The organism is Mesorhizobium sp. CA7 (genome assembly GCF_020165015.1).
Lineage (GTDB): Bacteria > Pseudomonadota > Alphaproteobacteria > Rhizobiales > Rhizobiaceae > Mesorhizobium.
The window spans coordinates 930,669-944,783 of the sequence record NZ_JAIUHH010000001.1 but is presented as its reverse complement, the minus strand read 5'-3'; the positions used below and the strand labels follow the sequence as shown (position 1 = coordinate 944,783).

The 14,115-nt window shown below is 64.1% G+C and carries 14 protein-coding genes; 7 read left to right on the top strand and 7 right to left on the bottom strand.

Annotation, left to right across the window (positions count from 1 at the left end; translation table 11 throughout):
* Positions 1-40: 40 nt before the first annotated feature.
* Positions 41-808 (top strand): trans-aconitate 2-methyltransferase, encoded by a 768-nt coding sequence (gene tam / locus LB552_RS04540; protein WP_224602139.1) that lies wholly within the window; start codon positions 41-43, stop codon positions 806-808.
* Between the two features lie 119 nt (positions 809-927).
* Positions 928-2,049, top strand: a complete 1,122-nt coding sequence (locus LB552_RS04535; RefSeq protein ID WP_224602137.1) for a beta-ketoacyl-ACP synthase III — start codon at positions 928-930, stop codon at positions 2,047-2,049.
* On the opposite strand, the gene LB552_RS04530 is transcribed toward LB552_RS04535, so the two are convergent.
* Positions 2,046-2,612, bottom strand: coding sequence for a methyltransferase family protein (locus tag LB552_RS04530; protein WP_140839651.1), 567 nt, complete (start codon positions 2,610-2,612; stop codon positions 2,046-2,048). The two genes, LB552_RS04535 and LB552_RS04530, sit on opposite strands and share 4 nt — an antisense overlap.
* A 184-nt stretch (positions 2,613-2,796) precedes the next feature.
* On the opposite strand from LB552_RS04530, the gene LB552_RS04525 reads away from it, so the two are divergent.
* Positions 2,797-3,426: an MOSC domain-containing protein gene (locus LB552_RS04525; protein ID WP_224602135.1), complete on the top strand. Its 630-nt coding sequence runs from the start codon at positions 2,797-2,799 to the stop codon at positions 3,424-3,426.
* Positions 3,427-3,466: 40 nt separating this feature from the next.
* On the opposite strand, the gene LB552_RS04520 is transcribed toward LB552_RS04525, so the two are convergent.
* The 3 genes from LB552_RS04520 to tsaA form a co-directional block, all read right to left on the bottom strand.
* The gene (locus LB552_RS04520) at positions 3,467-4,309 is read right to left on the bottom strand and encodes an SDR family oxidoreductase (protein ID WP_224602132.1); all 843 of its coding nucleotides are present in this window, start codon (positions 4,307-4,309) and stop codon (positions 3,467-3,469) included.
* Positions 4,310-4,619: 310 nt separating this feature from the next.
* Positions 4,620-4,934 (bottom strand): DUF2293 domain-containing protein, encoded by a 315-nt coding sequence (locus tag LB552_RS04515; protein ID WP_140839657.1) that lies wholly within the window; start codon positions 4,932-4,934, stop codon positions 4,620-4,622.
* Complete coding sequence (gene tsaA / locus LB552_RS04510; RefSeq protein WP_224602130.1) at positions 4,931-5,437, bottom strand: tRNA (N6-threonylcarbamoyladenosine(37)-N6)-methyltransferase TrmO; 507 nt, start codon at positions 5,435-5,437, stop codon at positions 4,931-4,933. The genes LB552_RS04515 and tsaA overlap by 4 nt, the downstream gene beginning before the upstream one ends.
* A gap of 139 nt (positions 5,438-5,576) precedes the next feature.
* On the opposite strand from tsaA, the gene LB552_RS04505 reads away from it, so the two are divergent.
* Both LB552_RS04505 and metF read left to right on the top strand, forming a co-directional pair.
* The gene (locus tag LB552_RS04505; protein WP_224602129.1) at positions 5,577-6,599 is read left to right on the top strand and encodes an ArsR/SmtB family transcription factor; all 1,023 of its coding nucleotides are present in this window, start codon (positions 5,577-5,579) and stop codon (positions 6,597-6,599) included.
* The gene (gene metF / locus LB552_RS04500; RefSeq protein ID WP_224522885.1) at positions 6,599-7,516 is read left to right on the top strand and encodes a methylenetetrahydrofolate reductase [NAD(P)H]; all 918 of its coding nucleotides are present in this window, start codon (positions 6,599-6,601) and stop codon (positions 7,514-7,516) included. Before LB552_RS04505 ends, metF begins: the two co-directional genes overlap by 1 nt.
* A 371-nt stretch (positions 7,517-7,887) precedes the next feature.
* Here the strand turns inward: metF and LB552_RS04495 are convergent, their stop codons facing one another.
* Entirely contained in the window at positions 7,888-8,808 is a 921-nt protein-coding gene (locus tag LB552_RS04495) for a DMT family transporter (RefSeq protein WP_095768974.1), read from the bottom strand.
* A 216-nt stretch (positions 8,809-9,024) separates the two neighbouring features.
* Between LB552_RS04495 and LB552_RS04490 the strand changes: the two genes are divergently transcribed.
* Positions 9,025-10,245 carry an alanine racemase gene (locus tag LB552_RS04490; protein ID WP_224602127.1) on the top strand — a complete coding sequence of 407 codons (1,221 nt, stop codon included), beginning with the start codon at positions 9,025-9,027 and terminating at the stop codon, positions 10,243-10,245.
* A gap of 94 nt (positions 10,246-10,339) precedes the next feature.
* On the opposite strand, the gene LB552_RS04485 is transcribed toward LB552_RS04490, so the two are convergent.
* Together LB552_RS04485 and LB552_RS04480 are read right to left on the bottom strand one after the other, a co-directional pair.
* The gene (locus tag LB552_RS04485; RefSeq protein ID WP_224602125.1) at positions 10,340-11,518 is read right to left on the bottom strand and encodes a lytic murein transglycosylase; all 1,179 of its coding nucleotides are present in this window, start codon (positions 11,516-11,518) and stop codon (positions 10,340-10,342) included.
* Positions 11,519-11,701: 183 nt separating this feature from the next.
* Positions 11,702-12,493: a GH25 family lysozyme gene (locus tag LB552_RS04480; protein WP_095768977.1), complete on the bottom strand. Its 792-nt coding sequence runs from the start codon at positions 12,491-12,493 to the stop codon at positions 11,702-11,704.
* A gap of 234 nt (positions 12,494-12,727) precedes the next feature.
* Between LB552_RS04480 and LB552_RS04475 the strand changes: the two genes are divergently transcribed.
* Positions 12,728-14,110, top strand: a complete 1,383-nt coding sequence (locus LB552_RS04475; protein WP_224602123.1) for a serine hydrolase domain-containing protein — start codon at positions 12,728-12,730, stop codon at positions 14,108-14,110.
* Positions 14,111-14,115: the final 5 nt, after the last annotated feature.

Genomic DNA, 14,115 nt, shown 5'->3' with positions numbered 1-14,115 from the left:
GATCAGTCCCCAAGGGCGGCGAACAAAGCAGGGTTCTCACATGGCTGACTGGTCCGCCGCCCAATATCTGAAATTCGAGGACGAGCGCACGCGGCCGGCGAGGGATCTGGTGGCGCAGGTGCCGGTCGATTTTCCGCGCCGCGTCGTCGATATCGGCTGCGGTCCGGGCAATTCCACCGAGCTTCTGGTCGAGCGCTGGCCGGACGCCGAGGTGCTTGGTTTCGATACTTCGCCCGACATGATCGAGAAGGCGCGGGCGCGGCTGCCGAATGTCAATTTCGAGCTGGCGGATGCCGCCGGATGGCGGCCCGAGCATCCCGTCGACGTCATCTTCGCCAACGCCGTCTTCCAATGGCTGCCGGAGCATCCGGCGGTGTTCCAGCGGCTGATGGGATTGCTGGCGCCCGGCGGCGCCCTCGCCATCCAGATGCCCGACAATCTCGGCGAGCCTTCGCACCAGCTGATGCGCGAGACCGCGGCCGAGATGCCGTTCTCGGCGAAGCTCGAGGGCGCGGCGCGCGGGCCGCTGCCGCCGGTTTCCTTCTACTACGATCTTCTGTCGCCGCTCGCCGACCGGCTCGACATCTGGCACACCATCTACAACCATCCGCTGGCCGATGCCGAGGCGATCGTCGAATGGGTCGAGGCGACGGGGCTGAAGCCCTTCCTCGATCCGCTCGACGCGGACGAGAAGAAGCTGTTTCTCTCCAACTACACCGCCAAGATCGCCAAAGCCTATCCGAAAACGGCTACCGGCAAGGTGCTGCTGCGCTTCCCGCGCATCTTCATCGTGGCCAAGCGCGCTTGAGCATCCACCACCTGAATGCCAGCGGTGGTTGTCGAATTAAGCTGGAATAAACCGGGCAAATGCGACAAGTGTAGCGCCTCGCCTCGGCACAACTTGGCGCCCCCTCGGACGGATTGGACATGCATCGCGTCATCATCAGCGGCATCGGTGCCGAAATCCCTGAACCCGTCATCACCAATGAAGAGCTGGTCGCAAGCTTCAACAGCTGGGTCGATACCGAGAATGCGCGCCGCGCCGACACCGGCGAGCCGCTTTTGCAGAAATCGGACAGCGACTTCATCGTCCATGCCTCCGGCGTGAGAAGCCGCCATGTGATCGAGCGCGAGGGTATTCTCGACCCGACCCGCATGTCGCCGCGCATTCCGGCGCGGCCCGACGACGCGCTGTCGCTGGAGGCGGAGTTCGGCCTCGCCTCGGCCAGGAAGGCGCTTGCCCATGCCGGGGTCGACGGGTCGGACATCGACCTGGTGATCTGCTCGGCCTCGCACCACCAGCGGCCCTATCCGGCCATCGCCATCGAGATGCAGGAGGCGCTGGGCACCAAAGGCGCCGGCTTCGACATGGGGCTTGGCTGCTCTTCCGCCGCGGCGGCGCTGCATGTCGCGGTCAACCTGGTGAGGGCAGGGGCGCACAAGCGCATCCTGGTGTCGACGCCGGAGATCATCACCGGGCATCTCAACTTCCGCGACCGGCAGACGCATTTCATCTTCGGCGACGCCTCGGTCGCCATGGTCGTCGAGGGGCTGGCGCAGGGTGAGAAGCGGCCGGGGCGCTTCGAGGTGCTCGACACGCGCACCTGGACGCAGATGTCGAACAACATCCGCACCAATCTCGGCTACTACACGCGCACCGCCCAGGACGATCCCTACATGATCAACCTGGAAGGCAACCTCATCAAGCAGGTCGGCAACAAGGTGTTCAAGGAAGTCACCGTCGCCGGCCAGAAATTCATCGTCGAGTTCCTGGCCGAGCACGGGCTGACGCCGGCAGGCATCCGCCGCTTCTGGCTGCACCAGGCCAATGCGCGCATGAATGCGATGATCCTGAAACTGTCCTTTGGCCACGACGTCGACCATGACCGCGCGCCGATGGTGCTGGAGCGGCTCGGCAACACCGCCGGGGCCGGCGCGATCGTGGCGCTGTCGGAGAACCATGCCGACATGAAGGCCGGCGATTTCGGCCTGATCTGCGCCTTCGGCGCCGGCTATTCGATCGGCGGCGCGCTGCTCAGGATGCTTTAAGCCGGCGCGAAGGGCACCAGCATCGGCACGCGTCTGGCGTAGTCGTCATAGGCCGGGCCAAGCTCGCCGCGCAGGAAGCTCTCTTCCAACCGCGCCTTGACGACGACGCCGACGAGCAACAGCGCGGCGCCGGCGATGCCCCAGACCGTGCCCTTGACGGCCATGGTCGCCAGGACGGACAGCAGCAGTCCGGTGTAGATCGGGTGGCGGACCAGGCCATAGGGGCCGGTATCGATGACGCGATGATCAGCCTTGGCGGTGACATTTGCCGACCACAGGCGGCCGAGATGCAGGCGCGCCCACCAGGCGAAAGCGATGCCGATGGCGATCAGGGCGACGCAGATCCAGGCTTCGGCAAGCGTCGGCGTCCACAGCCGCAGCCTGCCGGCATAGCCGTGCGCCGGCACGAACAGCAGGATGGTGCCGGCGAGCCAAAGCACCCGATAACGCGCCTCCGACTTGAGATCGGCGCGCTTTTGCGCTGGGTCTGCCCAGCCAGCGGCAAGGATCCAGGATACCACCCAGAACAGCCAAAGCGCCGCTACAGCGTGTCCAACCTGCATGATCGAGCCTCCTCCCTCCCGATATAGCGCGCATCGTTTATGACGGCCGCAGGGCGGCAATGCGACGCGTGTGCAGCGGGGCGGCGTTTTCTGGTAATAACGTCGTGATCGCCATCAAACGATGTGATCGGATCATCAGCGCTTTCGACTGGACCGCCTTCTCAGCGGTCTTTAGACCAGCGGCATGCAGGAAACGAACCTAGAGCTTTTTCCAGCGGCCGAACCGACAATCGACATCGTGCCCGGCCGCAAGCTGACGGCAAAGGCGGCGGCGCTCTATGCCGCTCCGCACGACCATTTCGAGACGAGGGCGGTCGAAGAACTGCGGCTCGGCTTCGACGGCATCGAGGGCGATTTCCATGCCGGCGCAACGCGGCGGTCGGGCGGGCGCGAGCCTTGGTATCCGCGCGGCACCGAAATGCGCAACGAGCGGCAATTGTCGCTTGTGGCCGCGGACGAGCTCGCCATCATCGCGCAACGCATGGGGATCGAGCAGATCAAGCCGAAGTGGATCGGCGCCAATCTTGTGGTCGAGGGCGTGCCGCATCTTTCGATGCTGCCGGCCGGCTCGCTGATGTTCTTCAAGGGCGGCGTGACGCTCAAGGTCGACGGCCAGAACAAGCCGTGCCGGTTCGCCGGACAGTCGATCGCCGAGCATGTCGGCGCAGCGGATCAGGAGGCCACCGCGCTGCTCTTCCCAAAGGAGGCGAAACGGCTGCGCGGCCTTGTCGCCTGGGTCGAGAAGCCGGGCGTCATAAGAGCTGGCGAAGAGATTTCCATCCGGGTGCCCGAGCAGTGGATCTATCGGGCCTGAACAAAGAGGCCGCGCCGCTTTCGTGGCGCGGCGTTCGCGGTTAGGCCGCCTTGCGGTTCTTGTTGGCGCCCTGCGCCATTACCGAGACGTGATCCCATTTCTCCCAAGTGGCGATGCGGTTGGCATATTCCTGCCGGATCATCGGCAGTCCGCCGTCGCCGAAGAAGACCCTAAGCGGCGGCTCGGCGGCATCGACGATCGCCAGCATCGCCGGGCCGGTCGCTTGCGGATCGCCAGCGACGGAACGGCTGCGGCGCTCGGCCATCGCTGCGCGGACCGGCTCATAGGCGTCCAACGGCTTGGAGACCCTGGCCGACGGCCCAGCCCAGTCCGTGGAGAAGCCGCCCGGCTCGACCAAGGTCACGTGAATGCCGAACTCCGCGACCTCCAGGCTGAGCGACTGGCTGAAGGCTTCCAGCGCCCATTTTGAGGCGTGATAAAGGCCGAGCGAGGCAAAGGCGTTGACGCCGCCGATCGAGGAGATCTGGATGATGTGGCCGGAGCGTTGCGCCCGCATGACGGGCAGCGCGGCCTGGGTCACCCAAAGCGCGCCGAAGACGTTGGTCTCGATCTGGTCGCGCGCTTCCTGCTCGGTGACCTCCTCGACGGCGCCGAAATGGCCGTAGCCGGCGTTGTTGACGACCACGTCGAGCCGGCCGAAACGCCTGTGCGCCTCGGCAACAGCGGCGTCGACGGCATGCTTGTCGGTGACATCGAGCTGCATGGCAGCGACCTTGTCGCCATATTTCTCGACGAGATCGGCGAGCGTGCCGGCATCGCGCGCAGTTGCGGCGACGCGATCGCCGCGGGCGAGAGCGGCCTCGGCCCAGACGCGGCCAAAGCCCTTCGACGATCCGGTGATGAACCAAACCTTATCAGTCATGATCTGTGATCCTTGCCCTTGGAACGGTTCTGCGGTTTACGGCATCGCCGAGCCGCTCCAAGTCCTTGTTTTTGCGTAATTCCGAACGGAAAACCACTGCGAGCGTTCCTGGAATTGCTTTGAGGACGATGTATTCCGGATATAAGCGGAGGATACTCCGCTTGCTGCATGTACGGCGCTTTCGACATTTTTCCAGAGGCGCTGGCGGATTTATTTGGCGCGGGTCAAGGATAGCGTGCCGCGCTCGGCCGGGCGGGATCGTCATGCCTCTTCCAACAAGCGCCATCAGACGTCGGTGATAGTGTCGACCTTACGAGTCCTCCTCGTCTTCCTCAAGCAACCGTGTCGCCCGCCAACGGGTGAGCACCTCATTGGTCCGCCCGATGACGAAGAAGCGCGCCGAATCCCGGTCGTAGCCTTCGGCCAGCAGCTTTTCGTAATCGGTGTGGACATGGCGGACATGGGCGATGGTGGCCAGCCACACCGCGATCGTCGGCGGCAAGCTCTTCATGTGCACGGAACCGGCGTCGGCGCGGATCTTTTCCATGTCGGCGTAAGGCGCGAGCGGCAAAAGGGCGGTCAGCGCCTTGGCGATGGCGCGGCGGCGGCCGGTGGGGGCGCTCATTTCTCGTCTCGCCCGGCGACCGTCGCTTCGGAGAAAGCATCCGTGGAAGCGTAATAGGGCTTGATGTCGATGATCGGTGTCCCGTCGAGCACATCGATGGCGTCGATCCCGATCCGGCCGGACTCGATGTCGAGCGCGGCGAGCTTCGCTACATGCAGGCCGACAGGGTTGGGCCGGGCAGGGGAGCGCAGCGAGAAAACGCCTTTCGCTTCAGCCGCGTGGCGCGGTTTCTGCACAATCAGATTCCGCGGCGCGTGATGGAGCCAGGACAGGATGACGACGTGGCTGGCGCGCTCCAGGTTTTGCAACCCCGGGCGATAGGGCTGGTCGATCAGGATTGTCGCGGGCCGCCCGGTTTCCCGGGCGGCGCGCATGTTCTTGGGGCAATCCTCGCGACTGGTCCATGGTGAGACGACGCGGCCGATGAAGACCACATGGCCGTCCGGCTGCAACTGCGCCGGGTCGGCCGCAAGAAGCATTTCACCTTGGTGTGTCTCAAACATCCTGTTCATCCCGCCCAGAAACCGCCTGCCGGCGCGGATCGCGGCTGCGCCATTTTCTTGTCCGGAAGCGACATAGCGCTTGCCAGGGTATCAAAATCGACATAAACATATCTTTATATCTTTCAACGAGAGCCCGCTCATGCATGTCTCGCTCGACACAATGGTAGATACATTGAAGGCGGCGGCCGAATCCAGCCGGCTGCGCATCCTGGTGCTGCTTTCGCGCGGGGATCTCACCGTCTCCGACCTCACCGAGATCCTCGGCCAGTCGCAGCCGCGCGTCTCGCGGCATCTGAAGCTGCTGCTCGACGCCGGGCTGATCGGCCGCTATCAGGAAGGGTCCTGGGCTTTTTTCAGGCTGACCGACATCGATAATTCGCGCGACTTCGTCCAGCGTCTGGTCTCGGCCATAAGCGAGGCCGATCCGCAGGTGGTGCGCGATCTCGAGCGGCTGGCGGCGGTGAAGCGCAAGCGGCAGGACCGGGCGGCCGAATATTTCTCCGAGAATGCCGCGAGCTGGGATCACATCCGCTCGCTGCATGTGCCGGACCGGGCGGTGGAAGCGGCACTCATCAAACTCGTCGGCAAGCGGCCGTTCCAGTCCATGCTCGATCTTGGCACCGGCACGGGCAGGTTGCTCGAAATCTTTGCGCCGCTCTACCGGCGCGGCGTCGGCATCGACATGTCGCGCGAGATGCTGAGCGTGGCGCGCGCCAACCTCGACAAGGCCGGCATCGCCAATGCGCAGGTACGCCAAGGTGACATCTTCTCGCCGCCGGTCGAGCGCAACGCCTTCGATCTCGTCACAATCCACCAAGTGCTGCACTATCTCGACGATCCCGCCCGCGCCATCGCCGAAGCCGCGCGGCTGCTCAGGCCATCGGGCCGGCTGATCGTCGTCGACTTCGCGCCGCATAATCTCGAATTCCTGCGCGACCAGCACGCGCACATGCGGCTGGGCTTCTCCGACCGTCAGATGTCCGACTGGTTCGAGGAGGCCGGACTCGATGTCGAGGACAGCCAGGAATTCGAGCCGCGTGGCGGTAACGAGGCAAGGCTTACGGTGAAGCTCTGGCTCGGCCGCGATCGGCGACTGCTGATCGCCGATCCATCCAATGACTCGCTACCCGCCAAGGCATATCCAATGGGGGAAACAGCCTGATGAACCAGTTCCGCTTTTCCCGCCGCCCCGACATCGGCGACAAGGTCCGGGTCTCGTTCGAGTTCTTCCCGCCGAAGACCGACGAGATGGAAGCAAGGCTCTGGGACACGGTTACAAAGCTGGAGCCGCTCAAGCCGAAATTCGTCTCGGTGACCTACGGCGCCGGCGGCTCGACCCGCGAGCGCACGGCGCGCACGGTCAAGCGCATCCTCAACGAGACGACGCTGACGCCGGCGGCGCATATGACCTGCGTCGATGCCGCGCGCGATCAGGTCGACACGGTCATCCGCGAATTTGCGGACATGGGCGTCAAACGCTTCGTGGCGTTGCGCGGCGATCCGGCGGCCGGTGTCGGCGCAAGTTACCACCCGCATCCCGATGGCTATGCCAATGGCGCCGAACTGGTCGGGGCGCTGAAGAACGCCGGCGATTTCGACATCTCGGTCTCGGCCTATCCGGAAAAGCATCCGGAAAGCCCGGATTTTGCCACCGACATCGATATGCTGAAGCGCAAGGCCGACAATGGCGCGACGCGGGCGATCACCCAGTTCTTCTTCGACAACGACCTTTACGAGCGCTATGTCGAGCGGGCGCGCCGCGCCGGCATCTACATCCCGATCGTGCCGGGCATACTGCCGGTGCATAATTTCACCCAGGTCGCCAATTTCTCGTCGCGCTGCGGGGCGCTGGTGCCGGCCTGGCTGGCCGAGCGCTTCGAGGGGCTGGAGAACGACCCGCAGACGCACGCCCTCGTGGCCTCCGCCGTGGCCGCCGAACAGGTACTCGACCTTGTCGAGCGCGGCGTCGGCGACTTCCATTTCTACACGATGAACCGCGCCGATCTCGTCTTTGCCGTCTGCCACATGATCGGCATCCGCTCGCATGAGACGGAGGCGGCGGGTTCGGCCGCCGCATAGGGCAGGCTGCAACGGAAAAGGCCGGGTAGAACCCGGCCTTTTCGAACTGTTTGGACTATATCTCGGTACTGGTCTTCCCGGTTTTGGCGGGTCAGGGAAGAACACCTATGATAAGGGCACCGATGAATGCGAATGCGGCACAAATCATCAACGCGTTGATCGGCCTCGTCAGTCCCATGCCATAGCCTCCTCTTCAGAGCTATGGCCGGAATCTAGAGTCATTTGGGTTACAGGCAAGCGTAAAACGTGCTGCAATGCGACATGATTGTGGGATTTGCGACTTCCGATTTATCGTTAGCCGTTGAAACTCTTCGGCAAAAGCCGCCTCAAGCGTTGTGAATAAATTGTGGCGGAGCCGTGGCATGACACCGCTACCATCGGCCAAACAGGCGACCGTCTATGGTGACCAGGCCGAGTCCGATCAGCGTCATGCCGCCGATTTCGAACAGCGCCAGGCGCTCGCCGAGGAACAGGAAGCCGAGTAGCACCGCGCTGACTGGCACGACCAGGGTGACCAGCGAGGCATTGGTGGCGCCGGCCGAGGCGACGAGATTGAAATAGAGGATGTAAGCAAAGGCGGTTGAAAGCAGCGCCAGGCCCAGAACCGCGGCCCAGACGGGCGGCGAGACCGAGAAAAGCCCCGCAGGGCCATACGCAATCAGCACGAGCGGGATCATGATGATGGTCGATGCGGTCAGCTGTCCGGTGGCGATGACGGGTGACGGCACGCCCTTGAAGCGGCGCGCGATCATCAGGGCGACGGCGTAGGAGATCGAAGCGCCGATCAGTGCGAACTTGGCCCACACCGGTCCGCCAAGCCCGGCAAGCAGGCCGGGTCCGATCATCACCGCGGTGCCGGCGACACCGAGCGCGATGCCGGCGAACTTGTTCCAGGACAGCTTCTCGTCGGTGGTGAGCGCATTGGCCAGGATCAGCGTCCAGAACGGCGTCGTGGCGTTGAGCACCGAAGCGACGCCGGCGCCGAGCTGCGTCTGGCCGGCGAAGATCAGCGAGAAGGGCACGACATTGTTGGTGAGCGCCAGCAGGAAGAACAGGCCGGCATGCGGGAAGGCGAGCCGGAACGAAGGGCCGCGGGCTGCCAGATAGAGGTGAAGTGCCGCCGCGGCGATGGCGACGCGAAACAGCACCAGCGCCAGCGGATGGATCTCGGAAACGGCGATGCGGGCAAAGAAGAACGAACCGCCCCAGATCGCGCCGAGCAGGAGAAGCTGCGCCCAATCCTTGAGCGTCATCGCTCCGCGCGTCGGCGCGGCGCCGGCCGTAATCGACATGTCCTGTTCCTCCCCGGGGCCGATCGCAATCTCGGCCCGTAAAGCATCTCAAGAACCGATATAGGGTTCGGCGGCAAGGGCCACCCGAAACCTGACCGGTGGTTTAGCGTCGCCAAAATGTGCAGCAGACCGCTTCGGGTAGCCAAGACACAGAACTGTTTTCTTTGGCGGCTAGCTAGGATTAATTGTGCGCGCTCCAGACCTGAGGATTCGTCCATGCAGCGATTCGGAAATGCCCGTGAGGCGGCACTGGCGCTTCGTCCCGACGACCCGGTCTACTGTTTCCGCCCGCAGGTGCTGAAGGAGGATGCCCTGCAGTTCATGGGCATGTTTCCCGGCAAGACCGCTTACGCGGTCAAGACCAATGGCGAGCAGATCGTTCTCAAGACGCTGGTGGAAGCCGGCGTCAGCGCCTTCGACGTCGCCTCACCCGGCGAGTTCGCTGCCGTGCGCGCCGTCTCGCCCGACGCCGAGATGCTCTACATGCACCCGGTCAAAGCGCAGTCGGACATCAAGCTGGCGCTTGAAAAATACGGCATCCGGGTGATCTCGCTCGACCATGAGGACGAGATCACCAAGCTGACGCGCGTCGTGCGTGCGCTCGATATCGATCCTGGCGCTCTCACCGTCTTCGTTCGCATCCAGACCAAGGGCCACGCGGCTTACGAGCTGTCGAAGAAGTTCGGCGCGGGGCCGGCCAATGCGGTCGAGCTTGCCGAGCGGCTGAACCGCACCGGCTATAAGGTCGGCCTCTGCTTCCATGTCGGCAGCCAGATCGAGGATCCCGATACCTATGAACGTGCGCTCGCCTCGGCGGACTGGGTGCGCAACCGCCTGACCTTCGACATTGCTGGCCTGGATGTCGGCGGCGGCTTTCCCGCCGAATACGGCCACGACCCCAATCGCAAGCAGGTCGAGATGCCGTCGCTCGGCCAATTGATGTCGCGGCTGGCCGGCGACCTGAAAGAATATCAGTTCGACCAGATGGCCTTGGTGGCCGAGCCCGGACGCGTGATCGTGGCGCGGTGTCTCTCGCTGATCGTGCGGGTGCTGTTGCGCAAGGGGAAGCGGCTCTACATCAATGACGGTATCTGGGCGTCGTTGTCGGATTCATGGACCGGCAAGATCACGCTGCCGGCGCGCTTCATCCCCGATCCCGCGATCCGTACCCGCAACGGCAACGAAAACACCATCGTGCCGTTCAAGGTCTGCGGCGCGACCTGCGATTCCGTCGATATCCTGTCCAGGCCGTTCTGGCTGCCGGAAACGGTCGACACCGGCGACTGGATCGAGATCGGCCATATCGGCGCCTACTCGCTGTCGCTCAGAACCCGCTTCAACGGCTTCTTCCCCGATACGTTCGTCGAAGTGACGACGCCCTTCGACGAAGGCGACGCGCCGCAGGGCTTCGCCAGTCTGGAGACGATGGCGGATTAGGAGTAGGGAGTAGCGAATAGCGAATAGCGAATAGCGTGTAAGCGAAAGAAGCGCCGGCCAACCCTATTCGCTACTCTCTATTCGCTATTCGCTCTCACAATTTCGCCAAAAGCTCGGGCGTCGGCCAACCATCCACCGGCAGGCCAAGCCGCATCTGCTCCTTGCGGACCGCCTCGCGCGTGTTGGTGCCCAGGATGCCGTCGACGGTGCCGACGTCGTAGCCCTTGGCCTCTAGCTTGGTCTGCAGCGCCTTCATCTGGTCGCCGCTCAGGCCTTGCTCGGGCGTGCGCGGATCGAATTGGGGCGCGCCGGCAAGGCGGGTCGCAAGCACTGCCGCCGTCAGCGCGTAGGTGAAGGACTGGTTCCATTCCAGATAGACGTCGAAATTGTCGTAGGTCAGGAAGGCGGGACCCTTGCGGCCCATCGGCAGCGCCAAGCCAGCCTTGAGACCATTGTCGATGAGCGGGTTGCCGTTGGGTTCGGTGACGCCCCATTGCGCCCATTGCGACAGCGGCAGCTTGTTGGTGCGGCCGGTCTGGTCCCATGGCATCTCGTCGGGGACGCGCACCTCCTGGACCCAGGGCTGGTCGCGCTTCCAGCCGCGCGACATGATCTTGTCGGCCGTGGTCATGATGACGTCCGGCACGCTGTTCCTCAGATCGACCTTGCCGTCGCCGTCGCCGTCGACGCCGCGCGCCAGATAGTCGGTCGGCAGGATCTGCGTCTGGCCGATTTCGCCGGCCCAGGCGCCCTTGACGTCGGCGGGCAGCACGCCGCGGTCGATCAAGGTGAGCAGCGGCACCAATTGCTGCCGAAACAGCTGAGGGCGGCGGCAATCATGCGAAAGCGTCACCAGCGCATCGAGGGTATGGAAGTCGCCCTGGACGGCGCCGAAGTCGGTCTCCAACCCCCAAAAGGCTGCGATGATCGCCGGCTGGACGCCGAACTCCTTGTCGGCGCGGTCGAAGATTTCGGCATATTTCTTCAGATTGGTCGCACCCTGCTTTAGGCGGTAGGCCGAAATCATGCGGTTGGCGAATTCGGTGAAAGTTTGGGTGAAGACACCCTGGGCGCGGTCGCGCGCCAGCGCCCGCTGGTCGATGGTGGCGTCCTCCAGCGCGTCGAGCCCGACGGCGCCGACGCCGGCTGCCTTGGCTTCTGCCGCGACGCCCTGTTTCCAAGCCTCGAAATCGCCGCCGCATTCCTGCGCCGCCGACGGCAGCGCAAGCGCGCCGAGGAAGAGCGCCGCCAGGATTTCAACGCGCAATCGCATCGCTTTCCTTTCGAGACCGGCGCATGACCCGATCGCGACCCCGGACGGGATCGGACGGGCGCATGCGAGGATTTCAAAGCTCAGGAGCCTCGCCAGGCACTCGCACGAGTACGCCGCTCCAGATTACCAGCGGTTGCATGTTTCGCCGCCCGCCGTGTCGAAAAGCAGGCGCGGCGGCCGATGTCAACGGGTGTTCTGCCGCAGCCACTTCTTCCAGGCAGCTTCCGAGCCGTTGAAGACGTTGATGTCGGACTTGCCGGTCATGCCTGGCACGATGCCGGTGCCGGTGTACTGCCAGAAGGTGAAGGGGTGGCTGCCGTATTTCTCGCGCGGATGGCCGGCGACCGAGCGCAGCCAATAGGGATAGCCGCGGAAGGTCGCCAACTGGTTGTCGTCGAAGAAGTCGACCGAGGTGTAGATGATCGGCTTCTTGCCGTAGTAGCGCTCGACCGTTTGGAGGAAGACGGTCATTTCGCTGCGCACGGTGGCCGGATCGGGACGCAGCCTGCAGGTCGGCGATTTCGGGTTCCATTCCATGTCGAGCACCGGCGGCAGCGCCGACGGGTCTCGCGGGACATTGGCGATGAACCAGCGCGCCTGGGTTTCCGCCGGCGTGCAGAAATAGAAGAAATGATAGGCGGCGCGCGGAATTCCGGCCGCTTTTGTACGCGCCCAGTGCTCGTTGAAATAGTCGTCGAAACGATCGCCACCCTCCGTCGCCTTGATGAAGGCGAAGGAGATGCCGCTGGCCCTGGCGGTCGGCCAGTCGACCGAGGTCTGGTATTTGGAGACATCCGTGCCGTGGATGGCGTAGGTCCACGGTGCGCCGCTGTCCCACTCATGCGGCTTGGAGTCCTCGAATTTGGGCGCGCGCACAGCAACCGTCTGCGACGACGGCGACAATGGTGAGAGGTCCTCCACGGTCGAGCAGGCGCCCAGCAATGTAAGCATCAGGATGGCCGCAAGACGGCGCATGATATCCCCCGAGCCGGGATCAGCCGGCCGCTGATGGGTCCTTCATTGATGGCGGTCGCTTACGCGGGCCCCCTCCGGACGATCTCCCCACAGGACCGTCACAGTCGCTCATTTGATCGCCGAACATGGTTGATAATCCATTGACGGCGCTCGACGATGCCGGCGATTTTGCGGAAGCAATGGCGGCAAATCGATGACATAAATCGCGCCGGCGAATCCAAAAGGCGGGGAAAGATGCGGGCTGTCGTGAAGTTCATCAAATGGCTGCTTGGGCTTGTGATCCTGGCGGTGGCGGCACTCTTCGCCTGGCTCTATTTCGCGCCACCGGAGCTGATCCGCGTTGGCTCCGGCTACTCGGCCAAAATCGTCTGCTCGAATGTCTTCATCGCCGGCCGCGACGCCAAAGAGGTCCTTGCCGTCGACGTGCAGGCGCCCGGCCACCCGTTGCTCAAGCTGATGAAGGTCTCCGTCGACAAGGAAAGGGGACTGGTTTCGGCGGGCTTGCTTTGGGTTCTCGGCAAGAGTGTTGCCGTCGAGCGCGATGGCGTCGGCTGCGCGTCGGTTCCGGACGGCGACACCGGTAAGGCAAGGCAGACATCGCTGCGTGCCGCGCCGCCGGCGGCGGCGCAGCCCGACGCGCTCTGGCCCGATGGCGAGCGCGTGGATGCTTCGCAGAACTCCGAAGTCGCGAAGATCGTCGACGATGCCGCTATGGCCGGCATTGGCATGCGCGCCATCGTGGTCGTGAAGAACGGCCGGATCATCGCGGAGCGCTATGGCGAGGGCTTTTCGGCCAAGACGCCGCTGCTTGGCTGGTCGATGACCAAGACGGTGAATGCCGCGATCGTCGGCACGCTGGTCAAGGACGGAAAGCTGGCGCTCGACAATAAGGGCCTGTTCAAGCCGTGGAAGGCCGACGGCCGCGCCGCCATCAGCCTTGCCGACATGATGGCGATGTCGAGCGGGCTGGCGTTCAACGAGGATTATGGGGACGTCGCCGACGTGACGCGCATGCTTTATCTCGAGCCGGACATGGCTCGCTTCGCCGAGGCACAACCGCTGGCCGGCGAGGTGGGAAAAGTGTTTTCCTATTCGAGCGGCACAGCGGTGATGCTGTCGCGGCTGTGGCAGGACGCGATCGGCGACAAGGCGAAGGCGCTGGCATGGCCGCGCACGGCGCTGTTTGAGCCGCTCGGTATGCACAGTGCGGTGCTCGAGACTGACGAGCAAGGCACCTTCGTCGGCTCGTCGTATCTCTATGCCACGGCCCATGATTGGGCGCGCTTCGGCCAGTTCCTGCTGCAGGGCGGCGCCTGGAACGGAAACCAGATCCTGCCCGCCGGTTTCGTCGACTGGATGCGCGAGGCCGCACCGGCCTCAAAGGTGTATGGCAAAGGCCAGGTCTGGATCGAGGGGCCGGGCGATGAGGAAAATCCCGGCGCGGGCGTCGCCGCAGACCTGCCCAAGGACACTTATTGGATGGAGGGCCATGACGGCCAGGCGGCGGCAATCATTCCGTCGGAGCAGTTGGTGGTGGTGCGGCTTGGATTGACGCCGGCCAAGCTCGGTTATCGTCCACAAGCGATGGTCAGCGCGCTGGTGAAGGCGCTGCGCTGATCGCG